The organism is Bacillus sp. (in: firmicutes) (assembly GCA_012842745.1).
Taxonomy (GTDB): domain Bacteria; phylum Bacillota; class Bacilli; order Bacillales; family Bacillaceae_J; genus Schinkia.
This window is the reverse complement of the sequence record DUSF01000033.1, coordinates 147331-171862: the sequence shown is the minus strand read 5'-3', so window position 1 is coordinate 171862 and position 24532 is coordinate 147331. Positions and strand designations below refer to the sequence as shown.

Below are 24532 nucleotides of genomic sequence, written 5' to 3'. Positions count from 1 at the left end.
AAAATGCTTAATGAAAGGGGTTTTTATAAAATGGATAAGGCTTTAGAAGAAAATATTTTCGGTGCGTTAGAAAATGTGTTAGACCCTGAACTTGGTGTTGACATTGTTAACTTAGGATTAGTATATGGATTGGATTTAGATGAAAATGGGATTTTAACCGTTGAAATGACGTTGACTTCTATGGGCTGCCCATTAGCGGGGACGATTGAAAGTAATATAAAAAGTGTGCTAGCGGATTTACCAGAAATTAAAGAAACGATTGTCAAAATTGTCTGGACCCCACCTTGGTCAAAGGACAAAATGTCCCGTTATGCAAAAATTGCATTAGGAATTCCAGATTAAAAAGAATATAGGGAGAAAAAAACGTGGAAAATAAAGTGATTCTATTATTATCAGATCAGCTTGGTCAAGGCGATCAACAATTAGGTGAGGGAATTTTAGAAACGTTTTTTACGCTTTTAAAACAAAAAGAACAAAAGCCGAAAGCGATTTTTTGTATGAATCGCGGTGTTTTAACGATGACTGAACAATCCCTAGTTTCTGTTCACTTAAAAGAACTTTATGAACAAGGCGTCCAAGTGCTGGCATGTAAAACTTGTGCTGATTATTATGAGGTTACAGACAAGATAATAGCCGGAGAAATTAGTGGAATGGATAAGTTTATTGAGCTATCTACGCAATATGAGGTTTTAACCCTATCTTAGGAAAATCAACCTTTGTTGCAATAACAACTCTATTTATTGTCAATTTTTAAGGAATTTCAATTAAAAAATTGGCTCTAAATGGAGTTTTTCTATATATTGATAAAAGATACTAGTAAACCAGTGATATTTATCACAGTAATATACTGACTATATATTTAAAATTAGTTAAGGTGTGTTAAATAGCCTTGTTAATTAAGGGGGCAATACAATTGCTGGATAAAAGAGACCCAATTAAAGTAGCAGAAGCAGTCAATCGCGTTATGAAATATGCTCTTAAGGGAGATATTGAATACGTTTCTATAAATGAATGTGATGAAAGATATTTAGGGGAGGATGTTAAGGCAAGCCATGATATTCCACCATTTGATCGCTCACCATATGATGGCTTCGCGATTAGAGCTGAGGATTCAAAGGATGCAACCCAAGATCAACCTATTGAATTTGAGGTTATTGAGGAGATTGGTGCTGGTTATGTAGCAAAGAAGAAAGTGGGCCCTTTTCAAGCTGTTAGAATTATGACAGGGGCGCAAATGCCAAAGGAATGTAATGCTGTTGTTATGCTTGAATTGGCAAAAGATATTGTAAAAGATGGCAAGCCTTATATGATGATTAAAAGACCATATAAACCTGGTGATAATGTTTCATATCAAGCATCTGAAACAAAGGTAGGAGAAATTTTAGTAGAAGAGGGACGGTATATCAATCCTGGTATCAAGGCTGTTTTAGCTACTTTTGGATATGCTAAAGTGCCAGTTGTAAAAAAAACAGTCGTCGGCCTTTATGCAACTGGGACAGAATTATTAGATGTAGATGAAGCAATGCAACCAGGAAAAATTCGTAATAGTAATGCCTACATGATTGCTTCGCAAATAAAAAGAGCAGGAGCCGAGCCTAAATATTTTGGAAAATTAGAAGATGATTTTGACACATGCTTTGAAGCTGTAAAAAACGCATTGAATGAAGTCGATATGCTCATTACAACTGGCGGAGTATCTGTCGGTGATTATGATTATATGCCTGAAATATACAAAAAATTAGGGGCAGCAGTTCTATTTAATAAAATTGCTATGAGGCCTGGCAGTGTGACTACTGTTGCTGAGTTTAACGGCAAGCTTTTATTTGGACTTTCTGGAAACCCATCGGCATGCTTTGTAGGCTTTGAACTATTTACAAGACCGATAATTAGAAGCTGGTTCCATTCAAAGAAACCGTATTTACAAAAAATTAAAGCGACATTATACACGGATTTTCCAAAACCAAATCCTTTTACAAGATTTGTAAGAAGTAGGTTGGTCTACAATGACGGCAAATTGTTTGTCGAGCCATCAGGCCTTGATAAATCAAATGTTGTAACTTCTTTAGTAGATTGCAATGCGCTCATGATTCTTCCAGGAGGCACAAGAGGATATAGTACAGGTGACGAGGTTGAAGTATTGTTACTAGAAGACCAAAAAGGTAGCGAGTGGCCGTGGAATTAACAGTTCCTATTTTACAAATTGTTGGCTATCAAAATAGTGGGAAAACAACCTTACTAACGAAAATTATCAAGGAATTAAGTCAGGCTGGCATTCGCGTCGGTACAATTAAGCACCATGGACATGGTGGTGCTCCGGATGCATTCGATGCGGATAAGGACACTGCCAAACATCGTCATGCTGGTGCAACGGTGAGCGCCGTTGAAGGAGAAGGAATGCTGCAAATCGAAGCGTTCAATGCCGATGGCTGGACGCTTAATGATATGGTAGCGTTTTATAGGCAATTGCCGATTGATATCATCCTTATAGAAGGTTTTAAAAGAGAATATTTCCCAAAAGTCGTGCTGCTACGATTAGAGGAGGATTACATTCTTTTGGAACAGTTAGAAAATATTAAGGCAATGATCTATTGGGATAAACCCTGTAAGGGGGAAATAGGTATTCCAGCTTTTCATATAAATGATGAAAAGGACTATTTGACTTGGATAAAAACCTATTTTGAAAGGAAGATTTGATTGAGTGAGCGACTATTTTTAATTACGAAAGACCCCATTGCGATTGAACAGGTTACAAACAAGGTTGTCCGCTGTGAGGCTGGAGCGATTAATACATTTATTGGAACAGTACGAGAGCTGACAAAAGGAAAAAAAACACTTTATCTCGAATATGCCGCATATGAGTCGATGGCTGAGAAGAAATTAGCGCAAATCGGTGCTGAAATCAAAGCAAAGTGGCCAGAAGCGAATATCGCAATTACCCATCGAATTGGCAGGCTTGAAATATCAGATATCGCTGTTGTCATCGCTGTTTCGACTCCGCATCGTGCGGAGTCTTTTGAGGCGAGCCGTTATGCAATCGAGCGCATAAAAGAAATTGTTCCGATATGGAAAAAAGAGCATTGGGAAGATGGAGAAGAGTGGATTGGCGACCAGCTTGAAAAAAAAGCCTACCCTTCCGGAAAGCCAGAAAAGGAGGACCTTGGCCATGATTAATATATTATTATTTGCACATCTTGAGGAAGCGATTGGTGAATCAAAGCTTATCTGGACAGAACTCCCGATTACCGTAGAAGGTCTTAAACAAAAAATCTCTGAAAAATATAATATATCCCTTCAATCTGTAATGGTGGCTGTAAATGAGGAATATGCGGATGATGCTTTGGAGCTGTGCGATGGTGATATCGTAGCACTCATTCCACCAGTGAGTGGTGGATAAAAAGATGCTCCATAAGTCGATTATACTTCTCGAGATGGCCTGATTAAATTTGGTCGCTATAACCGACTTATGGACAGATCCTGTCTATTAGCTTCAAATATTTCATATATTTTTGTTGGATATTTAATTTGCTATTGAAAATAAGTGTAAACTTTTTTATAATTATAAATGAGAATGATTTTCATTATCCTTAATACGGAGGGATGAACGATGGTATTAGCTGAATTAAAACAAGGTGAAAAAGCTAGAATCAGAGATTTTTCTAAGCTTTCTGATATTGTGAGACGTAGATTAATAGATATGGGTATTTATGAAGGTGTGGAAGTGTGTTTAAAGTGCAATATGCCTTTTGGTGGTCCGTATATGATTGAGACGTTCGGTCAATGTGTCGGTATTCGTCGCCATGAAGCTGGAACGATTCGTGTTGAAAAAGTATGTTAGAGATAGCTTTATTTGGCAACCCAAATACTGGGAAAACATCGCTTTTTAATAGTTTAACAGGTTCCTATGAATATGTAGGGAACTGGAGCGGTGTAACAGTTGAAAAAAAGGTTGGGCTACTGCGCGACAAGCAAGGACAAATCATCGATCTCCCAGGCATATATTCTTTAAGCCCATTATCAAAAGATGAAACGGTTGTAACAAACTTTTTGCTTCAGGAATCTTTTACAGAGATTTTAAATATTGTTGACGCATCACAATTAGAACGTAATTTACATTTGACTGTTCAATTACTGGAATTTGGCAAACCATTGATTATTGGTCTAAATATGATGGACGTTGCAAAAAATCGCGGTATTTTTATTGATGAAAAATTATTAGCTAAACAGCTCGGTGTAAGAATTGTCCCAATTATAGCGCGTACAGGAAAAGGATGCAACGAATTAAGCCAACAATTAGTAATCTCTTCTACGGAACATAAAGAACCTCTTCAATTATATTATGGTTCAGTAATTGAAAAGGGGATTGATCGTTTTCGTCAATTAGTCGTTAATAGAAGAGATTCAATCGTGCGCGAACTTCCACCATTAAGATGGTTAGCCTTACAATTTTTTGAAGGAAATAAAGCTGTATTTGAATATTTACAAGATTTTATTGCAAAAGATGAATTAGATTGCTTGCATAAAGATACGGAAGCAAATTTGATTGAAAAAAATGAAGGTAAGTCTTTATTTCAAGCGATTTACGATGTTAGAAGAATGTTCATTGAGAAAGTGATCAGCGGTGCAGCTGAACGAAAGGCGGCTGGAAAACAAACATTAACTGAACAGATTGATAAAATAGTTACTCATAAAGTGTTGGGTATTCCAATTTTTCTATTCTTTATGTTTATGATGTTTATGTTAACGTTTAATTGGCTAGGTTTTCCACTTTCAGATGCACTTGATGCATTTTTTTCAGGCCCATTAACAGAATGGCTTACTGCGGGGTTAATAAGTATTGGTGCCTCAGAGTTTATTCAATCATTAATATTAGACGGTATTGTAGCAGGTGTGGGCGGTGTTTTAGTATTTGTTCCACAAATTTTTATTCTCTTTTTCTTTATTTCGTTTCTAGAGGATTCCGGCTACATGGCTCGAGTTGCCTTAGTTATGGACAGGATGATGGAGGCGATTGGTTTAAATGGAAAATCATTTATCCCAATGATTATTGGCTTTGGTTGTAATGTTCCAGGGGTTATGGCCGCAAGGACAATTGAACAGCCAAAGGAACGGTTGTTGACCATTCTTTTAACGCCGCTGATGTCATGTTCAGCACGGCTCCCAGTCTATGCTTTATTTGTAGGTGCATTTTTCGCCGCACACCAAGCAATTGTAGTTTTAGCGCTGTATGTGCTTGGAATTGTAATGGCTTTTATTGTAGCGAAAATATTTTCTTCGACGATTTTGAAAAGTGAAGCATCGGTATTTGTCATTGAGCTGCCGCCTTATCGCGTGCCACAGTTTCAAACATTAGCAAGAAGCACCTGGGATAAAGGGAAAGGTTTTGTCAAGAAAGCAGGGACATTTATTTTTGCAGGATCTGTAATTATTTGGTTGTTAGCATACGCTGGTCCTGGTGGTTTAGCTGTTGAAATGGATGATAGCTATCTTGCGATGATTGGAAGCGTAATGGCACCGCTGATAGCACCAATTGGTTTTGGTACGTGGCAGGCGGGGGCTTCTTTATTAACTGGTTTCTTTGCGAAGGAAGTCGTTGTATCAACGATGAATATTATTTATCACGTTCCAGATGTTAATTCCTTACAAGGGTTATTAGCAACTGCCTATACACCACTTTCGGCTTTTACATTTATGGCGTTTGTTCTGTTGTATGTCCCTTGCTTGGCAACAACAGCTACTATTCAAAAAGAAACTGGGTCATTTAAGTGGACCGCGCTTGCGATAGGATATGCATTGATATTAGCATATGTGCTTTGTTTGCTTATTTACCAAGTTGGTCGGGCGCTGGGATTTGCGTAATAGTATGCTTCTAGAGAGGCGGGGAAATCTATGATAGCAAATATTATAATCGGTCTAGCCATTTTTGGTTATGCTGCTTGGGCTCTAATGAAATATATTAAAAATAGCAAAAAAGGAAAATGCGCGGGTTGTGCGATAGAAAATTCGTGCAAAACAAAGGATAAATGTAGTTAATGGAAAACAGAAAGAATGCGGGGACGGTTTCATTTTAACGTCCCCGTGTTTCGTTGTTACGTTGTTATTGTTCATAAATTATAGTACCTGTTTGTGAAACATCATATCCCAATGCCAACAGCTCTTCTTTAAATTTTGCAGATTGTAGAATAGTTGTTAACAATGTAATTAATTCTTTATTTTCTTCTGTTTTTAAAATCACGAGGTCATACTGTTCTTTCACTAATGGGATGAAATCAATCCTAGCTATGTGAGCGGCTTTTTCAATGCCAACTCCAACATCAACTTCTCCTTTTGCAACCATTCCAGCCACACCAAGGTGAGAATTTTCCTCTTGGAAATATCCATTAATCTTTGTTTCCTCAATATTATGTACTCTTAGCATTTCATCGACTAAAATTCTTGCACCAGAGCCTTTTTCCCGGTTGACAAATTTTAATGTCGGATTACTTGCCAAGTCAATCCAAGTTCGAATACCTTTAGGATTCCCTTTTTTTACATAGAAACCAGCCCAACGGGAAATGAGGTTTATCACAAGAAAATGATGGCTGACTAAGATTTTTCTAATATAAGAAACGTTGTATTCTTTAGTATCTCCATCAATTAAATGGGTACTAACGATGTCAGCTTCTCCTTTATACATTGAAAATAGGCTATCTAAGCTACCAACATAGGATCGCAATGGGCGATACAAGCTGGAGCTTTTTTCAATATTTTTACTCAAAATATCTAGGCATAGATCTTGTCCGCTAATAATGAGTGAGCGAGTGTTAGCTGGGGAGTGCTCTAGTTTGGGGGAAACCACTAATCTTGTAGGAAGCACTTGTTCCTCTGTTGGTGGAATGCCTTTTGCTCTCCGTTTATAATCCTCAAGGTCGGAAGCATCAACTCGCATTTGTCGACCAACACGATATGATTTAAGTTCTCCTTTTTTAATTAAATCATAGACGGTTAATTTAGATACTTTTAATAATTGTGATATTTCTTCAGTTGTAAAAGATTGCTCTCCCATTATTTCACCCTCCTCTTTGCAAAAGTGAATGTTATTGAAGTTTGATAAGTATTACTTTTCATAGGATATCAGTAATAACAATACATAGCAATTTGCTATTGCCGCAAATTTTCTATTTTATAATTAGTTATATTTTATCATTTACATAATGAATATAACTAATTATAATGAAATATAAATTAGATATATTTATTTATATCTAATTACAATTAAATATAATGAAGCAGGCTAGTAGGAGGTTACAATATGGCTAAAAGAGTATTACTTAGTTTTCTTGCTTTCTTGTTTGTAATTGCATTATCAGTTGGATGCAGCCGGAATAATGCTTTGGAGCCGAATGTAGAAAATTCAAAAGAAGAAAAACCAGCTAAACAATCAATAGAACTAACGATTTCAGCAGCAGCAAGCCTCACAGATGCCTTAAATGAAATGAAACAAACATATGAGAATGAGCATAAATCCGTTCACTTGCTTTTTAATTTTAACGGTTCAGGTAAGTTGGCATTACAAATTGAACAGGGAGCACCTGTAGATGTATTTTTATCAGCAGACCAAAAAAGGATGGATGAACTAGAAGATAAATCGTTAATTCTAGCTGATTCACGCCAAGATTTTACAGGGAACAAGCTTGTGTTAATAGGTTCAAAAGATAAAGATTACGGAATCGCTTCATTTACTGAGATTAACCCAAGTTCATTGTCACATATAGCTGTTGGTGATCCTGAAAGTGTACCTGTTGGCACGTATACAAAAGAGATTATTACGAAACTCGGTAAATGGGATGAAATCGAATCAAAAGTAGTGCTGGCGAAAGATGTGCGCCAAGTGTTGACCTATGTTGAGTCAGGCAATGCTGATATTGGATTTGTGTATTTAAGTGATGCACTTACATCTGATAAAGTAAAAGTGTTAGCAGAAGCGGATGCAAGCCTACATACCCCAATTATATATCCTGCTGCAGTGACTGCTGATAGCAAACATCAAGAGGAAGCAAAGCAGTTCATTGAATTTTTACAAAGTGATGCTGGGCAAAATATATTAGAAAGGCATGGGTTTGTAAAGTAATGTAAAATAGGAGGTGGTGATACAAGTGAATTATTCCCCATTATTGCTTTCATTAAAAATTACGAGTATCTCCACCGTGTTTGTTTTTATAACTGGCCTAGTTGTTTCAAAATTTCTTTCACGGCGTAATTTTTTTGGTAAAAGCATAATAGAATCTGTTTTGTTACTTCCATTAGTTCTTCCGCCTACTGTTGTTGGTTTTGGGTTATTAATGCTGTTTGGCAAAAATGGACCAATAGGGAGCCTCCTTTTAGAATGGTTTCATATCCAAATTGTTTTTACTTGGATTGGCGCTGTCATTGCCGCGATTGTTGTTTCTTTCCCGCTGATGTATCAAAGTGCAGCCGCGGCATTTCAAAATTATGACCGTAATTTAGAAAATGCTGCTCTAACGATGGGAGCTTCAAAATGGAAAATATTTTGGTCGATATCCTTCCCGCTTGCTTGGCCTGGTTTATTGTCAGGCCTTGTCCTATCATTTGCAAGGGGCTTAGGGGAGTTTGGAGCTACTTTAATGATTGCTGGATACATTCCGAATAAGACAGATACAATCCCGATGGCTATTTATTTTGCGGTAGAATCTGGGCAAACGGATGTGGCCCAGTTTTGGGTGATGATAATTGTGGCTTTAGGCTTTAGCACGATTATGTGGCTCAATTGGTGGAGCAGGCGGAATATTATGAAATATGCGGATGAAAATTAGTGAAAAGGCGGGTATCCCCTATGTTATCGGTTCAAATTATAAAAAAGCTCGCTCATTTTACAATCAATGTTGATTTTAAAATTGATAATGAAATGGCCATCCTTTTTGGGCCATCCGGTTCAGGAAAAACAACGATTTTAAATTGTATAGCAGGCTTAACGCATCCTGACAAGGGCTATATCGCAAACAACGGTATAGACTTTTTCACTTCTTTAATAAAACCGCTACCAGTACAAAAAAGAAATATTGGCTATCTATTTCAAGACTACGCCCTCTTTCCCCATATGACCGTTTGGAAAAATATTTCGTATGGAATGAAAAATGAAAGTTTAACAAATCAAATCATTGATGTATTAAATATAAAGCATTTGCTACATAAATACCCAAGGGAAATTTCTGGTGGGGAAAAACAAAGAGTTGCCTTAACGAGGGCGCTGGCGACGGAACCAAGCCTATTATTGCTTGATGAGCCATTTTCAGCTTTAGACTATGAGACACGTATGCAATGTCATGATGAATTGCTCCGCTTACATAAATTATGGGATATACCAATTCTTATGGTCACTCATGACCATGAGGAGGCCAGGAAATTAGGCAATCGAATTTTTTATATGAAACAAGGACAAATAGAAAAGGTAGTTCAAGCAAAGTGTAGCTGAACTACCTTCTTTCTAATTTCCTTTACGAATCGTAATTTGAAAGCTGCCATCCTCAAGTTCAATTGTTTCGTGGCTGTAGCCTCGTTCATCTAATTCAGGATATAGAAACATTGGACGACGGTCATTATTAATAATGAGTTCCTCACCATCGGGCAATTCCTCAAGTGCCGCGAGTGTTCTCATCATTGGCTGCGGCGGTTCTAGTCCGCGATTATCAAGTTTCATGAATGATCTCACCTTACTTTTTTACAAATGTTATTTTCCAATGGTTTTCAGACAGCTCTTCAGCATTATTTGAGAAGCCTTTTGCTTTTAAAACACCGAAAAGTGGTGTTGGTTTAAATGGGGCGTGTAAAATGAATGTATCCCCTGAAGAGTCCAAATCCTTTATAGCACCCATTATTTTTTGAAAGGGCTCAAGCTTATTTTTAATATCCTCACGCACATCTAATTCAACAACTTTACCTGTTCCTTGACTCATCATACATTCCCCCTATTTATAATAATTATCTAGCACCTAACCAATCTTTCGCACGATCACTCATAAGCTCTGGAGACCATGCTGGCTCCCATACTAGTTGAACATGTACACTGTTTACTTCTTCCATTGCTTCAAGGACGTATCTTGCTCCGCTTGTGATGCTATCATGCAAAGGGCAGCCAGGTGTTGTTAACGTCATTTTCACATCTACATTATTTTTATCATCAATATCGATTTCATAAATTAACCCTAAATCAACAATATTTAATCCTAATTCTGGGTCAATGACTGTTTCTAATTCCTTAAGGATTTTTTCTTTTAATTCCATCTTACATTCCTCCATTATAATTATTTTCTAAGAATGTTTACTATTGCTGCACTATAGACAATGGTTGTAATAGCAAATAAAAACTGAACAATGGTATAAAGGTTTGTTAACTGGAAACCGAATGAAACGATAAATCCTAGATAACTTACCAAACATAAAATAAATAGCACTAACCCAAGATTTTCATTCATCAGCTGTTTTAAGGTTGGTACATTTAGCTGTCCCATTTGTTTACTATATTTATGGGTCCACCATAAAAATGGTACAATTTTATAGAGATAGCCCATAATGCTGAAAACAACCCAACCTAAAATATATAAATAAATAATCGCTCCAAATAAGTATGGAGAAATTAGTATGAATGATGAAATCATTGCCACTAGGTGAACAACCCAGCCAATTATGATCGCAATTAAAGAAAAAATAAATGGCTTATCTAAGTTTTTCTTAAGGCGCTTTTTAATAATTTGTTTAATATGCCACACAAATAGTGTGAATGCTACAAATAGCAGTGTCATCCCAAGTCGAAAAAAATTTGCTTGATTTATCCAAAATGAAACAATCGTCGCAAGTAAGCCGAAAATATAGAGAAAATAGATTGGTTTGCTTAGCTTCATTGAAAAACCATGAGCTAATGAAAACATTGGTACCATTTTGTAGGAAAGTCCAAAAATTAATAGCGAAAACCAGCCAGCAATACCGAGTAAAACATGTGTTTTCAGTAAAGCTACATGATTCGTTATAGACAGATATCCACTTACACTGGCAGCAAGGAGAATGCCGAACAAAATCGTAAGCAGTAAACTAACTAATGCAGTACCGACAAAAGCTGTCAAAATATTCTTTTCCGTTTGTTTCATCATTGTCATTCCCATTTGGAAGAGAAACATGACGATTCCAATTAACATTATAAATCCTGTTATCAATGTGAGTTTAGGGAAAAAGGCTAATGACAAAGCGAAACTTGTAATCCCGATTGCTGTAACTGCAAATTGAATAAATCCAAAGGTTTCATTCCAGATCGGTGTTAAAAAGGCGACAGGGACTAACTGGTACATCGCACCCATCGCAACCATCAGAGCCCAGCCTAATACTAATAAATGAGCTACCATCCATAATGGTGGTATTCTAAAGGCACCATTCATAATAAAGTCACCGCTAAAAATTAAAATGATTTGTGAAGTTGAAAAGGCCAGCAAACTATAAATAATAAAAGAAAAAGGTAATTTGATATTTGTTTCGGTCTTGGCAAGACCTGGAATCATGTTCACTGTGATTACCTCCGAACATTTTATCTTTAGTGCCCTATTAATATGATAACCATTTTCAGTTCATCATAAAGTGATTTACATCACAATCATGTTGTAAACTTTTTCGAATACTACTATATATGATTAAAGGAAAAGAAAAAGGCTGTTCCTAATGTATCGGACAAAATGCAATACATTAGGAAACAACCCTTATTTTGTGCAATATAAAAAAAGTTTAGTCTAAAATAACTCATTCTGTAGTTGCTCTATATCAACGAAGTAATATCCATTTTCATCTGTGTCAACTAATTTTTTTTTCTTAAGTTGGTTTAATGTTCGGCTAACAGTTTCACGGGAACTGCCAATCATATTGGCTAATTCACGGTTTGTGAAATGTGTGGTGATAAGAAATTTATTTGTCATATCGCTCACTTTTTGTCCGTGTGATTTAGCTAAGCGTAGTAATAATTTAATGATTTGTTCGTACGTATTTGATAATATTTGTTCCTCTAAACGGTTTTGTAAATCAATAATCTTTTCACCCAGTACTCTAAACACTTTTATACTTACTTCCGGGTATTTAATAAGTATTTCTTCAAAATTTGAAATCGGGATTACGATTAATGTTGTAGGTTCAATAATTTCGGCATGGGCTGGATACTCCCCTTTTTTAAAAAAGCCGACATGTGGAAACATATCCCCATCTTTTAAAACAGATACAATTTGTTCCCGTCCATTAAAATCAGTTTTGTAAATTTTCACCTTGCCATGATGGATAAAAAAAACGCGGTCCTGTATGTCCCCTTGCATAAAAACATGTATTTTTGAATCATAAATTCGGGTTTGGGAAATATCAATGATTGATTGTAATTCTTCATCTGTTAATTCCCGGAATATTGGAACATTATGTAAAAGCTGTTTTATTGATATCGGGGGTAACATATTGTTCACCTTCTTTTCATAATGACTTATTCTATTATAATTTTATCAAACTTAGCGGTAATAAAAAATACATTTGGACTATATATTTGTAGATATTTATTGTTATTCTATCAAAACTTGATTTCGTGTGATTAATATCACATAATCCTAGGCTGATTGACTGTAAAATAAAACATAAGTTCTTTTCAAGGAGTGTGATTTCACGTGTTTAATCGTGATTATAATAAAAATCCATTTATTGTTATTTGGGAGTTAACAAGAGCATGTCAGCTTAAATGCTTACATTGCCGGGCCGAGGCACAATATCATCGTGATCCAAGAGAACTTTCATTTGAAGAAGGAAAGAAATTAATTGATCAAATATACGAGATGGACAACCCAATGCTTGTGTTTACCGGCGGAGACCCGTTAATGCGTGAGGATGTCTATGATATAGCTGATTATGCAATCAAAAAAGGTGTTCGTGTTTCGATGACACCTAGTGCAACTCCAAATGTAACAAAAGAGGCGATTGAAAAAGCGAAAGAAGTTGGACTTGCAAGATGGGCATTTAGTATTGATGGGCCCACTGCAGAAATTCACGATCACTTCCGTGGCGTCAGCGGCTCTTTTGATTTAACGATGAAAGCTATTAAATATTTACATGAACTTGAAATTCCAATTCAAATCAATACTGTTATATCTAGATATAACGTAGATGTACTAGATGATATGGCGAAGTTAGTTGAAGATTTAGATTGTGTTCTTTGGAGTGTATTTTTCCTTGTTCCAACTGGCAGAGGCCAAGAGTCTGATATGATTTCTCCTGTACAGCATGAGCAAGTATTTACATGGCTTTATAATTTAAGTAAGCGTGTAAAATTTGATATTAAAACGACGGCAGCACAGCATTATCGCAGAGTTGTTATCCAAAATAAGATGAGAGAAAAAATGACAAATAATGATGATATTAATTATGAAGATGCTTTAATGAAGGGGGCAACTGGCACGATTGATGGTTTAGGACGAGCGCCTAAAGGTGTTAATGACGGGAATGGTTTCGTGTTTATCTCACATGTTGGTGATGTTTACCCAAGCGGTCTTTTACCAGTAAAAGCTGGAAATGTTCGTGAAACACCACTCGCTGAAATATATCGTGAATCACCTGTTTTTACATCATTGCGAAATCCTGATATGTATAAAGGAAAATGTGGTGTTTGCGAATTTCGTTTTGTTTGTGGCGGCTCTAGATCAAGAGCATATGCGATGACAGGTGATTATTTGGAAAGTGAACCATTTTGTGTCTACATTCCGAAAGCATTACGAAACAAAAAAGAAGAAAGTATTTCAAAGTAGAAAAAAGCCGGCTGATTTTTTTCAGCCGGCTTTTCTAAAGAGTGATGTTCTTCACTTTTAATTTTTACTTCGTACAATAATATAATGTTAGATGCAAACGAAGTCTTTAACTAATCAATATTGCATAGTTCTGGTGGACAATCCTCGCAATTAATTTCTGATTTTAAAAATGCGAGGTCATGGACTGTGATTTTTCCTTTATTAATGGTGATAATATTATCTTTTCGTAGATCGCTGAGCATTCTATTAATACCTTCCCTAGAGGTACCACAGAAATTGGCGAGTTCTTGATTTGTTAATGGAATATTGATGAGAATGCTTCCGTCATCACGTTTTACTCCATAGCTATTTGTCATTCGAATTAATGTGGAGTAAAGGGCGCCTTTTTTTCCATGAAGAACTAAGTCGCGGAATTTCGTTTGCGTCCTTCTAAAATGGTCGCTCATCCATTTCATAAATTCAAATGCAAGGGCTGGCTTTTCTAATAATTGTTGTTCTAAATGTTCTTTTTTAATAACGCCAACCTCGCCACTTTCTAAGATTTTGGCATTGAGCAAGTATTTTGCTTCGTTAGTAAATAACGTAAGTTCACCGACTATATCTCCCATTGTACAAATTCGTAATGTCAACTCCTTGCCGTCTTGTGAGATTTTACTTATTTGTACGCGGCCAGAACGCACTATATATAGTTCATTAGCTGCCATACCTTCTTGAAATAAAAATGTGCCTTTTTGGGTTCTCGTTATATGGTCAATTGAATGTAAAAGTTCTTTAATCGATTCAGGCATGAAATTATTTTTGATTGATTGTTTAGGCATAATCAAACCACCTTTCGACGGAAGTCACCAAAATTTTATTCCATACTACTAGTTAAAAGGAAAAAAGTATTTTAGTCAACTTCTTTATACCGTTAACACTATCATAACAGTGTTAATAACCAAGCTATAAATTACCTTTCAGAAACGATTTTGGTATGATATTTTGTGAACAATTTATGAAACTATGCATACCGTGATGGAATTCATACTTTTTTTGACTTAGGCATTATAGAATCATTATTAGGAGTGTTAGTATTGTGGAAATTATCTAAATTCCAACCCCCTTATTTTGAGTACTGTTTTGTCAGTACTCTTTTTTTTATACAGAAAAAAAGCTGGTCCTTGGACCAGCCTCTTAGTAATCAGTTTGTTCGATGAACATTTGACAAAAATCACACCAATTGTTAATAATAATATTTTTTTCGTTAATTGTAACTAAATCTTGTTCTTTTAATTTTGAAAGTACACGGCTTACACTTTCACGGGTCGATCCAACGATGTTTGCTAATTCTTGGATTGATAAAGGAAGTTCTATTTTTACTCCACTAGCTGTTTTGCTGCCGAATTCACGCGCTAGTCTTTCAATTGTTTTTACAGTTTTACCGTATACATCAAGCAGTGCGATATCCCGTAAAATCGAAGTAAACGAACGAAGCTGTTCTCCCATAAAGCGAATCATTTCAATTGAAAGGTCAGGATTAATGGAAATAACATCTTCTAAATCTGAGGTGTAAAGGAACATAACCTCGGCATCTGATATCGTTTGCGCGGTCCCAGGATAAGTGGTACCAGGTTCGCAAAATAGGGAAGCCTCAGCAAAAATATCTCCAGATCGTTTAATACAAACAATTAACTCTTTCCCTTGAGGGTTAATTTTCTTTATTTTGACGATGCCGCTTTTTACAAAATAAATCGCTTTTGCTTTGTCTGACTCATGAAATATATAGTCACCTTTTTTATAGGTAGCAGTTTTTACCTTTGAACTTAAGGCGCTGATTAAATGATCAGGCAAGTCCTTAAAAAATATAATTCCTTTTAAAAATTCATCAAGCATACAAATCCCTCCTCTGCTGTAAACAGACACTTTTTACCTCTTTACATTTGATTATAGTTCTCATTAACTAATGTAGGTGTGATGTAATTCACATTAGCTGCTAATGTTCACACTATATTCATATTTCTTAGCATGTCCAATCAATTTTGGCGATAATAATCGGTTAATAAAATTTTCTATAATTGAACTAAAAATATTGCGTAATTTATAAAAATACAATTGCTTTTATTTTTATGCAACTATATAATAAATACTAATTTCAAACAATTAATCGGTAGGGAGGACCAAAGATGAAAGTCGCAATCGTTGGGGCAACAGGTTATGGTGGAGCAGAGTTAATTCGTTTATTAAATCATCATCCAGAGGCTGAAATTGTATCTTTGCACTCCTCATCACAGCAAGGTACACCATTTATTGAAAGTTACCCACATCTTCATGGAATAGTGAATAATAGATTAGAAGAAATTGATCCCAAAAAGATGGCTAAAAATGTCGAGCTTGTTTTTTTGGCTACACCAGCGGGGATTTCTAGTAAACTAACACCGAATTTAGTGGAGCAAGGACTTAAAGTTATTGACGTCTCAGGAGACCTTCGGATAAAAAATCAAGAAGATTATGAGTTTTGGTACAGAAAGCCAGCAGCACCTAAGAAAACTTTAAAACAAGCGATTTATGGGATGCCTGAATGGTTTAAAGCGGAGATAGAAGAGGCAAGCGTCATTGCGAATCCTGGCTGCTATCCTACAGCTACATTACTTGGCTTAGCACCTTTAGTTCAAAAGGAACTTATAATAGAAGATTCCATCATTATTGATGCAAAATCAGCACTATCGGGAGCAGGACGATCATTATCAGCTGCCAGTCATTTTCCCGAAATGAACGATAATTTTAAAATATATAAAGTGAATCAGCATCAACATATTCCAGAGATTGAACAGACTTTAAAAATATGGAATGAAAGCATTCAGCCAATCACATTTAGCACCCATCTTGTCCCAATGACAAGGGGGATAATGGCAACGATATATGTAAAGCCAAAAATGAATATAACAATTGACCAATTGTTAGAAATTTATAATGAAGCATATGAAAACAAACCATTTGTTAGGGTACGTCCAAAAGGAGTATTCCCTTCAACAAAGGAAGTATATGGTTCGAATTATTGTGATATAGGGTTAGCCTATGATGAAAGAACAGGCCGAATCATGATTGTTTCTGTTATTGATAATCTCGTAAAAGGAGCAGCAGGCCAGGCAATCCAAAATTTAAATATTATGATGGGACTGGATGAAAAGACTGGGTTGAACTTTGTCCCTGTTTATCCGTAGGAAAAAGGAGAGAACGACAGTGATTAATGGTATAAAGAAGGTTGCAGGTGGTTCTGTGACAAGCCCTAAAGGGTTTAGTGCTACAGGCATTTATGCAAATCTTCGTAAAAAAGATAAATTAGATTTAGCAATGATCATCAGTGAAGTTCCGGCAAGCTGTGCAGCTGTATATACTTTAAATACATTTCAGGCAGCACCATTAAAAATTACAAAAGACAGCATTGCTAAGGAAGGCAAAATTCAAGCAGTTATTTGCAATAGCGGAAATGCCAATGCATGTACAGGGGAACAAGGCGAAAAAGATGCTTATCGAACAAGACAGGAAGTAGCGGAAAGGTTTTCATTGCCAGAGCATTATGTAGCTGTTGCCTCAACAGGGGTCATTGGTGAATTAATGCCGATGGATAAGATTTCAACAGGGGTTGATCAGTTGGAGCCAGTCGCTTCTTTAGAAGGTGGCGAGCTTTTCAGCAAAGCAATTTTAACGACTGACCTTGTTCCGAAAACAACTTGCTATCAAATCGAAGTTGATGGGAAGATGGTTACAGTTGCTGGGGCGGCAAAAGGCTCAGGTATGATTCACCCAAATATGGCAACAATGCTTGGTTTCGTAACAACTGATGCAAATATTGAATCAACAGTTTTGCAAAAAGCGCTTAGCGATATTACGAATAAAACATTTAACCGCATTACTGTTGATGGAGATACATCAACAAATGACATGGTGCTTGTCATGGCAAATGGAATGGCAGAGAATAGGACATTAACAATTGAACATCCTGAATGGGATTTATTTTATAAAGCACTCGAAAAGGTTTGTGAAGATTTAGCGAAAAAAATTGCGCGAGATGGTGAGGGAGCTACGAAGCTTGTTGAAGTCCAAGTTGAAGGTGCGCGGACGGACGATGATGCCGGGAAAATCGCAAAAAGCGTTGTTGGCTCTTCATTAGTAAAAACAGCTGTACACGGAGAAGATGCAAATTGGGGCCGGATTATTTGTGCTGTTGGCTATAGTGGTGCCGAAGTCAATCCGAATGTAGTCGATGTCTTTATCGGTGACATTCAAATGCTGAAAGCAGGACAGCCGCTTCCATTTTCAGAAGAAGATGCGACGAATTATTTAAAAGGTGAAGATGTTGTCATTAAAGTTAATCTTCACATTGGCGAAGGCAAAGGAAAAGCTTGGGGCTGTGACTTATCCTATGATTATGTACGCATTAATGCAAGTTACCGTTCTTAATTTTAAAATTTTGAAGGGCTAAGAAAGGGGGAAGCAAAGCTTGAACGATATTATTTTAATAAAATGTGGCGGAAGTACATTAACAGAGCTTAGTGATGAATTTTTTGAAAGCATTGCCGATTTAGTGAAATTAGGCAAAAAACCAGTGATCGTCCATGGCGGAGGGCCGGCAATCGGCGAAATGCTTACCTCCTTAAATATAGAATCTGTATTCGTTGATGGACTAAGAAAAACAACCGCAGAAGTGATGGAAGTTGTTGAAATGGTATTGGCCGGGAAAGTTAATACAACGATAGTGGGAAGACTACAAAAAACGGGTGTAAAAACGATTGGTTTAGCAGGTGTTGATGGGCAGCTACTCAAAGCAAAGCCAATTAATTTCGAACAGCTTGGCTATGTCGGTGAAATAGAGAATATAAATGCAAGCTTTTTATTAGAGCTAGTTTCAATTGGCTTTGTTCCAGTCATCGCCCCGATTGGCGTTGATGATGCGGATCAACGCTATAATATTAATGCCGACACCGCGGCTGGTGCGGTTGCGAAGGCGATTGGTGCAGAACAGCTTTTATTTGTTACGGATGTTCCAGGTATTCTGAAAGATGGCAAGATGATTGCAGAAATCACTCCAAAAGAAATTGAAGTTTTAATTGAGGATGGCACAATCTATGGTGGAATGATTCCAAAAGTAAAAGCGGCGATTGATTCGCTTACTGGAGATTTACAGGAAGTTATTATCGTAAATGGGAAAGATGCAAAAATCGTAAATGACGGTCAAATAATTGGGACAAAAATTGGTAGGTGAAAAATAATGGGAGCCTTATTTCCAAACTATGCTCGTTGGGATATTGAAATTGTAGAAGGGCAAGGCACGAAAGTTATTGATAAAAATGGAAAAGAATATTTAGACTTTATATCTGGGATTGCTGTTTGTAATTTAGGGCATCGCCCACCTAAAGTACAAAAAGCGATTGAGGAACAGTTAAATAAAATATGGCATGTATCAAATCTTTTTCAAGCAAGCCATCAAGAAGTGGTTGCTGAACTATTAACACAAAATTCATGTGGTGATTATGTTTTTTTCTGCAATAGTGGAGCTGAGGCGAATGAAGCTGCCATTAAAATGGCTCGAAAACATACAGGAAGACTTAAAATCATTACATTTTTGCAATCCTTTCATGGTCGAACTTTTGCAACAATGACAGCAACTGGACAAGAAAAAGTTCATAACGGATTTGGTCCTCTATTACAGGAATTTGTTTATTTGCCATATAATGATGAAAAAGCTATTGAAGCTGCAATGGGGGACGATGTTGCCGCGATCATGCTTGAAGTGATTCAAGGTGAGGGCGGCGTAAACCAAGGGGAATATGCATTTTTGCAAAAATGTCAGGAATTATGTGAAAAATTTGGTGCATTATTCATTATTGATGAAGTGCAAACTGGTATTGGTAGAACAGGCAAAGCATTTGCTTATGAACATGCAGACCTTTCACCAGATATTATTACTGTCGCTAAAGGTCTCGGAAGTGGGTTTCCAGTAGGGGCGATGATTGGCAAGGCACATTTGCAGGATACGTTTAGTGCGGGGACACACGGTTCTACATTTGGTGGAACGCCATTAGCGATGGCCGCTGCCAAGGCTACATTAGAGGAAATCTTTCAGGCAGAATTTTTAGAAGAAGTAAGTAAAAAAAGCGACTATTTAATCAGAAAGTTGAAAGAGCAGCTCAGTGATGCTCCAATCGTTCAAGCGGTTAAAGGGAAAGGCTTGCTCATTGGCATTCAATGTGACGAGGATGTCGGGCCAATCATCACAGAGCTTCACAAAAAAGGCTTACTAGTTTTAGTAGCCGGTCCAAAGGTCATAAGATTATTGCCACCGTTAACAGTATCGTACGAAGAAATTGATCAAGCGGTCAACATACTAACAAAAACATTTCACGTACATGTATTACATTAAACTATTTCTGTAGCCTTATCTCATAAGGCTGCATATTTTTGAATATCTATGAATAAAAATACCTTTCTTGTTATAATTATACGTCGTGGGGGTGCACATAAAGTGAAAGGGTATCTTGTTTTAGAAAACGGTGATCAATTCGAAGGGGATTGGGTTGGTCAAAAACCAAATGAGCCACTTCAGGGTGAAGTAGTCTTTTTTACAGGGATGACTGGTTATCAAGAGGTTATAACAGATCCTTCCTTTAAAGGTCAAATCGTCGTTTTCACCTATCCGTTAATCGGTAATTACGGAATAAATGAAGTAGATTTTGAAAGTGTAATTCCGCAAGTTTCTGGGGTTATTGTCAGCGAATGCAGTGATGATTATCATCATTATGAAGCGATGAGTACATTTGCTGGCTATTTACAAAAGTGGAATATTCCCCTTTTGGAAAATATTGATACACGTGCCGTCGTCAAAAGACTTCGTAAACACGGAGTTATGGGAGGGCAGATGGTATCACATCCCGATGAGGTAGCCCTTGACAAATATCAGGCTGAAGAAAAAATGCTCGTAAGTGAAGTTTCAACGAAACAAATGGAGACATACGGAACGAGCTCTTATCATGTAGTATTACTAGATTTTGGCTATAAGAAATCGATTGTTACTTCATTAAATCATGTAGGCTGCAAAGTTACAGTTGTTCCATATAATACTTCCTTTGAAACTGTTCAATCATTAAATCCAGACGGTATTATGCTTTCTAATGGCCCGGGCAATCCGAAACAAATGGCTTTCCATTTGCCGGTTGTTAAAAGATTAGTGCTAAATTATCCGACACTTGCGGTTTGTTTAGGACATCAGTTGCTGGCCTTAGCCTTTGGCGGCAATACAAAAAAATTAAAATTTGGTCACCGCGGTGCCAATCAACCTGTCATTGATTTAGTTCAGAAAAAAGTATTTATGACATCACAAAGCCATACATTCGTCGTTGATGATGATAGTTTAAAAGGAACGGGATTTTCCGTAAGGTATGTAAACGTCAATGATCAATCTGTTGAAGGAATGATTCATGCAATATTGCCGATTATTTCGGTGCAATTCCATCCTGAAGCACATCCGGGATTAAGTGACACATCTTCGTTATTTGCCGACTTTGTAGGCTTGATGATGAGTGCAAGGAGAGAAAAAGCTTATGCCTAAATGTAATGACATCAAGACAGTACTCGTAATTGGATCAGGTCCGATTGTTATTGGGCAGGCAGCTGAGTTTGATTATGCTGGCACTCAAGGTTGCTTAGCATTAAAAGAAGAAGGCTGCCGCGTTATTTTAGTGAACAACAACCCAGCGACAATTATGACGGATGAAGCAAACGCAGATGCCGTTTATTTTGAGCCGCTTACAGTCCAAGCAATCGAAAAAATAATTGCGAAAGAAAAGCCAGATGGCATCTTAGCCACACTTGGAGGGCAAACAGGCTTAAACTTAGCTTTTTCTCTCCATGAAAAAGGCGTATTAGGAAAGTATGGTGTGAAATTATTAGGCACCCCAATTGAATCGATTAAAAAAGGTGAAGACCGTGAAGCATTTCGTGAATTAATGCATCAGCTTAATGAGCCTGTACCTGAAAGTGAAATTGTCGAAAATATAGAAGCAGCATTAAGCTTTGCGAAAAAAGTCGGTTTTCCAATTATTGTTCGCCCTGCCTATACATTAGGTGGATTTGGCGGTGGAATTGCCCAAGATTATAATACATTCATTGACCTTGTCAGAAGCGGTCTTGATGCCAGCCCAATTACGCAATGTTTAATTGAAAAAAGTATTGCTGGCTTTAAAGAAATTGAATTTGAAGTGATGCGTGATGCAAGTGATACTTGTATTACGATTTGCAACATGGAAAACATCGATCCCGTTGGCATACATACAGGGGATTCAATCGTTGTTGCGCCATCGCAAACATTGACTGATGTTGAATTTCAAATGCTCCGAGCTGCTTCAGTAAAAATTATTCGCGCTCTTGGCATTATCGGCGGCTGTAATATCCAATTTGCGTTAGACCCAGTTAGCAAAAATTATTATTTAATTGAAGTCAACCCTCGTGTAAGCCGATCTTCAGCACTTGCTTCAAAAGCAACTGGTTATCCAATTGCCCGCATTGCTGCGAAATTAAGCCTTGGTTACACATTAGCTGAATTATTAAACCCAGTTACAGGACATACTTATGCTAGCTTTGAACCTTCTTTAGATTATGTTGTTGTAAAATTTCCATGTTGGCCGTTTGATAAATTTCCTAACGCCAATCGCCTTTTAGGGACGCAAATGAAAGCAACTGGAGAAGTGATGGCAATTGATCGGAATTTAGAAAGTGCCATCCAAAAAGGTGTTCGTTCATTAGAGCTTGACACAAAGGGCTTAAAGCATTCAGCAACCGGGAAAATGGTCGAAGCTGAACTTATGTCCATTGTTAAAAATGCAGATGACCGCCGCTTTTTTGCTATTTTAGAATTAATCAGAAGAGGCGTTGATATAAAAAGGATTGAACAAGAAACAAAAATTAATTCTTTTTTCCTTGCTTGTTTCAAGCGTTTAATTAAAATGGAACAAGAAATAGACAGCTATTTATTTGAAAATGTTTCAGAAGAATTTATGAAAAAAATTAAAAAATATGGTTTTTCGGATGCATATCTAGCGTCTGCTTGGAATGTTACGGAAGCTGAGATACGTGAAGTAAGAAAAAGCTATACTATTCGCGCCACCTATAAAATGGTTGACACATGCGCCGCTGAATTTGAAGCTAATACACCTTATTACTATTCAAGCTATTTTGGTGAGTGTGAGGTTGAAAAAAGCGACAAGAAAAAAGTATGTATTATTGGTTCTGGTCCAATCCGTATCGGTCAAGGAATTGAATTTGACTATAGCTCTGTTCATGGTGTTTTGGCTCTTCAAGATGAAGGCTTTGAAACGATAATGATTAACAACAATCCGGAAACGGTGAGTACGGACTACGAAATGGCAGATCGTTTATATTTTGAGCCGCTAACATTAGAAGATGTCTTGAATGTTCTTGAAGTTGAAGGGACAAATGATGTAATTGTTCAGTTTGGTGGTCAAACAGCGATTAACTTAGTTTCTGCACTGGAAAAGGCTGGTGTCAATATTCTTGGAACGAATGAGGATGTTATCGACCAGCTAGAAGACCGCGATCGCTTTTATCAACTTTTACGTAAAGTAAATGTTCCGCATATACCTGGTGAAATAGCAGTAAATACCGATGACTTAAAAGAAAAAGCTGCACAGATCGGATATCCAATTCTGTTAAGACCATCCTATGTGATTGGTGGAAAAGGGATGATTATTTTAAAGAACGAACAGGAATTGGAGCAATTAATCGAGGGGCAAGGAGCAACAGTGTTCCCAATTTTACTTGATGCCTATGTAGCTGGGAAGGAAGCAGAAGTTGATGTATTGACTGATGGCAAGGAGATTTTAATTCCAACAATTATCGAGCATGTCGAAAAAGCAGGCGTACACTCTGGAGATAGTACTGCGATATTACCTTCGATTTCAATTTCGGAACAAGAGAAAGGACTTATGGCTGAGTATGCGAAACGAATTGCGACAGAGCTTAATTTTAAAGGAATTATGAATATTCAATTTGTTCTTTCGGATGGGGTTGTTTATGTATTAGAAGTCAATCCAAGAGCAAGCAGAACAGTTCCGATTTTGAGCAAAGTAACTGGTGTACCAGTTATTCAAATTGCGACAAAATTATTGCTTGGGAAATACTTAAATGAGATTACTGATCAAAAAGGACTTCTACCTGACCGTCCGTTTATTACGATTAAGTATCCAGTATTTTCAACAATAAAACTGGCTGGCTTGGACCCAATATTAGGGCCGGAAATGAAATCAACTGGTGAAGGTATAGCCATCGCTGAAACGAAGCAAGAAGCGTTCTATAAAGTCTTTCACTGGAACGAACAAAAATCCCATAACAAAAATGAAATTTTCATTGATGCCAGCGATTTAAATTTTGAATTCATCGAATATAGTAGCGAACTAATTGAAAATGCAGGCTTAACAATTGCAATCGAAAAGGATTATGAAAAATGGGTGCAACATCCAAACGCACTTGCATTGATTAGTTTGTCTAAAGAGAAAACGGATTTAGTAATTGAGAAGCGCCAGTTAGCCTTAAAATATCGACTTTATATTTTTACAGAATGGGAGACAGTGGAAGGATTTTTAATTGGTTTTAAAGAAAGTAATTTTAGTGTGAATTCCATCCAAGATTGGTTGGCGAAAATAAATATAGAGAGAGAAGTGGTTTAAGTGAATTTA

Annotated in this window: 27 protein-coding genes; 19 read left to right on the top strand and 8 right to left on the bottom strand. The window is 36.8% G+C overall.

What is annotated here, in order from left to right; all coding sequences use genetic code 11:
- Positions 1 to 30: 30 nt before the first annotated feature.
- The 9 genes from GX497_04630 to GX497_04590 all read left to right on the top strand — a co-directional run bounded on the left by GX497_04630 (position 31) and on the right by GX497_04590 (position 6030).
- On the top strand, positions 31 to 342 hold the full coding sequence (locus tag GX497_04630) for a metal-sulfur cluster assembly factor (protein ID HHY72509.1): 312 nt from the start codon (positions 31 to 33) through the stop codon (positions 340 to 342).
- Positions 343 to 365: 23 nt separating this feature from the next.
- Positions 366 to 704: a transcriptional regulator gene (locus tag GX497_04625; protein ID HHY72508.1), complete on the top strand. Its 339-nt coding sequence runs from the start codon at positions 366 to 368 to the stop codon at positions 702 to 704.
- A gap of 209 nt (positions 705 to 913) precedes the next feature.
- Positions 914 to 2182, top strand: a complete 1269-nt coding sequence (locus GX497_04620; GenBank protein HHY72507.1) for a molybdopterin molybdotransferase MoeA — start codon at positions 914 to 916, stop codon at positions 2180 to 2182.
- Positions 2173 to 2694 (top strand): molybdopterin-guanine dinucleotide biosynthesis protein B, encoded by a 522-nt coding sequence (gene mobB, locus GX497_04615; protein HHY72506.1) that lies wholly within the window; start codon positions 2173 to 2175, stop codon positions 2692 to 2694. The genes GX497_04620 and mobB overlap by 10 nt, the downstream gene beginning before the upstream one ends.
- A complete protein-coding gene (locus GX497_04610) occupies positions 2695 to 3171 on the top strand; it encodes a molybdenum cofactor biosynthesis protein MoaE (protein HHY72505.1) in 477 nt (158 codons plus the stop codon).
- Positions 3164 to 3394, top strand: coding sequence for a MoaD/ThiS family protein (locus GX497_04605; protein ID HHY72504.1), 231 nt, complete (start codon positions 3164 to 3166; stop codon positions 3392 to 3394). The genes GX497_04610 and GX497_04605 overlap by 8 nt, the downstream gene beginning before the upstream one ends.
- A gap of 210 nt (positions 3395 to 3604) precedes the next feature.
- Positions 3605 to 3835 carry a ferrous iron transport protein A gene (locus GX497_04600; GenBank protein ID HHY72503.1) on the top strand — a complete coding sequence of 77 codons (231 nt, stop codon included), beginning with the start codon at positions 3605 to 3607 and terminating at the stop codon, positions 3833 to 3835.
- The gene (feoB, locus tag GX497_04595; GenBank protein HHY72502.1) at positions 3829 to 5856 is read left to right on the top strand and encodes a ferrous iron transport protein B; all 2028 of its coding nucleotides are present in this window, start codon (positions 3829 to 3831) and stop codon (positions 5854 to 5856) included. The genes GX497_04600 and feoB overlap by 7 nt, the downstream gene beginning before the upstream one ends.
- 30 nt (positions 5857 to 5886) lie before the next feature.
- Positions 5887 to 6030, top strand: coding sequence for a FeoB-associated Cys-rich membrane protein (locus GX497_04590; GenBank protein ID HHY72501.1), 144 nt, complete (start codon positions 5887 to 5889; stop codon positions 6028 to 6030).
- Between the two features lie 64 nt (positions 6031 to 6094).
- On the opposite strand, the gene GX497_04585 is transcribed toward GX497_04590, so the two are convergent.
- Positions 6095 to 7042: a helix-turn-helix transcriptional regulator gene (locus tag GX497_04585; protein HHY72500.1), complete on the bottom strand. Its 948-nt coding sequence runs from the start codon at positions 7040 to 7042 to the stop codon at positions 6095 to 6097.
- Positions 7043 to 7288: 246 nt separating this feature from the next.
- Here GX497_04585 and modA point away from each other — a divergent pair, with 246 nt between their 5' ends.
- The 3 genes from modA to GX497_04570 are packed head-to-tail and all read left to right on the top strand — an operon-like array spanning position 7289 to position 9469.
- Positions 7289 to 8107, top strand: coding sequence for a molybdate ABC transporter substrate-binding protein (modA, locus tag GX497_04580; GenBank protein HHY72499.1), 819 nt, complete (start codon positions 7289 to 7291; stop codon positions 8105 to 8107).
- Between the two features lie 16 nt (positions 8108 to 8123).
- Positions 8124 to 8810 carry a molybdate ABC transporter permease subunit gene (gene modB, locus GX497_04575; GenBank protein ID HHY72498.1) on the top strand — a complete coding sequence of 229 codons (687 nt, stop codon included), beginning with the start codon at positions 8124 to 8126 and terminating at the stop codon, positions 8808 to 8810.
- A 20-nt stretch (positions 8811 to 8830) separates the two neighbouring features.
- A complete protein-coding gene (locus GX497_04570; GenBank protein HHY72497.1) occupies positions 8831 to 9469 on the top strand; it encodes an ATP-binding cassette domain-containing protein in 639 nt (212 codons plus the stop codon).
- Between the two features lie 12 nt (positions 9470 to 9481).
- On the opposite strand, the gene GX497_04565 is transcribed toward GX497_04570, so the two are convergent.
- From GX497_04565 to GX497_04545, 5 genes are all read right to left on the bottom strand, one after another.
- Positions 9482 to 9694, bottom strand: a complete 213-nt coding sequence (locus GX497_04565; GenBank protein HHY72496.1) for a DUF2249 domain-containing protein — start codon at positions 9692 to 9694, stop codon at positions 9482 to 9484.
- A gap of 13 nt (positions 9695 to 9707) precedes the next feature.
- Entirely contained in the window at positions 9708 to 9950 is a 243-nt protein-coding gene (locus tag GX497_04560) for a DUF2249 domain-containing protein (protein HHY72495.1), read from the bottom strand.
- Positions 9951 to 9975: 25 nt separating this feature from the next.
- Complete coding sequence (locus tag GX497_04555; protein ID HHY72494.1) at positions 9976 to 10278, bottom strand: metal-sulfur cluster assembly factor; 303 nt, start codon at positions 10276 to 10278, stop codon at positions 9976 to 9978.
- Positions 10279 to 10298: 20 nt separating this feature from the next.
- Entirely contained in the window at positions 10299 to 11549 is a 1251-nt protein-coding gene (locus GX497_04550; GenBank protein HHY72493.1) for a hypothetical protein, read from the bottom strand.
- Between the two features lie 219 nt (positions 11550 to 11768).
- On the bottom strand, positions 11769 to 12470 hold the full coding sequence (locus GX497_04545) for a Crp/Fnr family transcriptional regulator (protein HHY72492.1): 702 nt from the start codon (positions 12468 to 12470) through the stop codon (positions 11769 to 11771).
- Positions 12471 to 12674: 204 nt separating this feature from the next.
- On the opposite strand from GX497_04545, the gene GX497_04540 reads away from it, so the two are divergent.
- Positions 12675 to 13805: a radical SAM/SPASM domain-containing protein gene (locus GX497_04540; protein ID HHY72491.1), complete on the top strand. Its 1131-nt coding sequence runs from the start codon at positions 12675 to 12677 to the stop codon at positions 13803 to 13805.
- A 110-nt stretch (positions 13806 to 13915) separates the two neighbouring features.
- Here the strand turns inward: GX497_04540 and GX497_04535 are convergent, their stop codons facing one another.
- Positions 13916 to 14623, bottom strand: coding sequence for a Crp/Fnr family transcriptional regulator (locus GX497_04535; protein ID HHY72490.1), 708 nt, complete (start codon positions 14621 to 14623; stop codon positions 13916 to 13918).
- A 355-nt stretch (positions 14624 to 14978) separates the two neighbouring features.
- On the bottom strand, positions 14979 to 15677 hold the full coding sequence (locus tag GX497_04530) for a Crp/Fnr family transcriptional regulator (GenBank protein ID HHY72489.1): 699 nt from the start codon (positions 15675 to 15677) through the stop codon (positions 14979 to 14981).
- Positions 15678 to 15967: 290 nt separating this feature from the next.
- On the opposite strand from GX497_04530, the gene GX497_04525 reads away from it, so the two are divergent.
- Genes GX497_04525 through GX497_04500 form a run of 6 tightly spaced genes read left to right on the top strand, consistent with a single transcriptional unit; the run spans position 15968 to position 24523 of the window.
- Positions 15968 to 17005, top strand: a complete 1038-nt coding sequence (locus GX497_04525; GenBank protein ID HHY72488.1) for an N-acetyl-gamma-glutamyl-phosphate reductase — start codon at positions 15968 to 15970, stop codon at positions 17003 to 17005.
- Positions 16992 to 18245, top strand: coding sequence for a bifunctional glutamate N-acetyltransferase/amino-acid acetyltransferase ArgJ (gene argJ / locus GX497_04520; protein ID HHY72487.1), 1254 nt, complete (start codon positions 16992 to 16994; stop codon positions 18243 to 18245). The genes GX497_04525 and argJ overlap by 14 nt, the downstream gene beginning before the upstream one ends.
- 40 nt (positions 18246 to 18285) lie before the next feature.
- Positions 18286 to 19047, top strand: coding sequence for an acetylglutamate kinase (argB, locus tag GX497_04515; GenBank protein HHY72486.1), 762 nt, complete (start codon positions 18286 to 18288; stop codon positions 19045 to 19047).
- Positions 19048 to 19053: 6 nt separating this feature from the next.
- Positions 19054 to 20205, top strand: coding sequence for an acetylornithine transaminase (locus tag GX497_04510; protein HHY72485.1), 1152 nt, complete (start codon positions 19054 to 19056; stop codon positions 20203 to 20205).
- Between the two features lie 48 nt (positions 20206 to 20253).
- A complete protein-coding gene (locus GX497_04505) occupies positions 20254 to 21390 on the top strand; it encodes a carbamoyl phosphate synthase small subunit (GenBank protein ID HHY72484.1) in 1137 nt (378 codons plus the stop codon).
- The gene (locus tag GX497_04500; protein ID HHY72483.1) at positions 21383 to 24523 is read left to right on the top strand and encodes a carbamoyl phosphate synthase large subunit; all 3141 of its coding nucleotides are present in this window, start codon (positions 21383 to 21385) and stop codon (positions 24521 to 24523) included. The genes GX497_04505 and GX497_04500 overlap by 8 nt, the downstream gene beginning before the upstream one ends.
- Positions 24524 to 24532 lie beyond the last annotated feature (9 nt).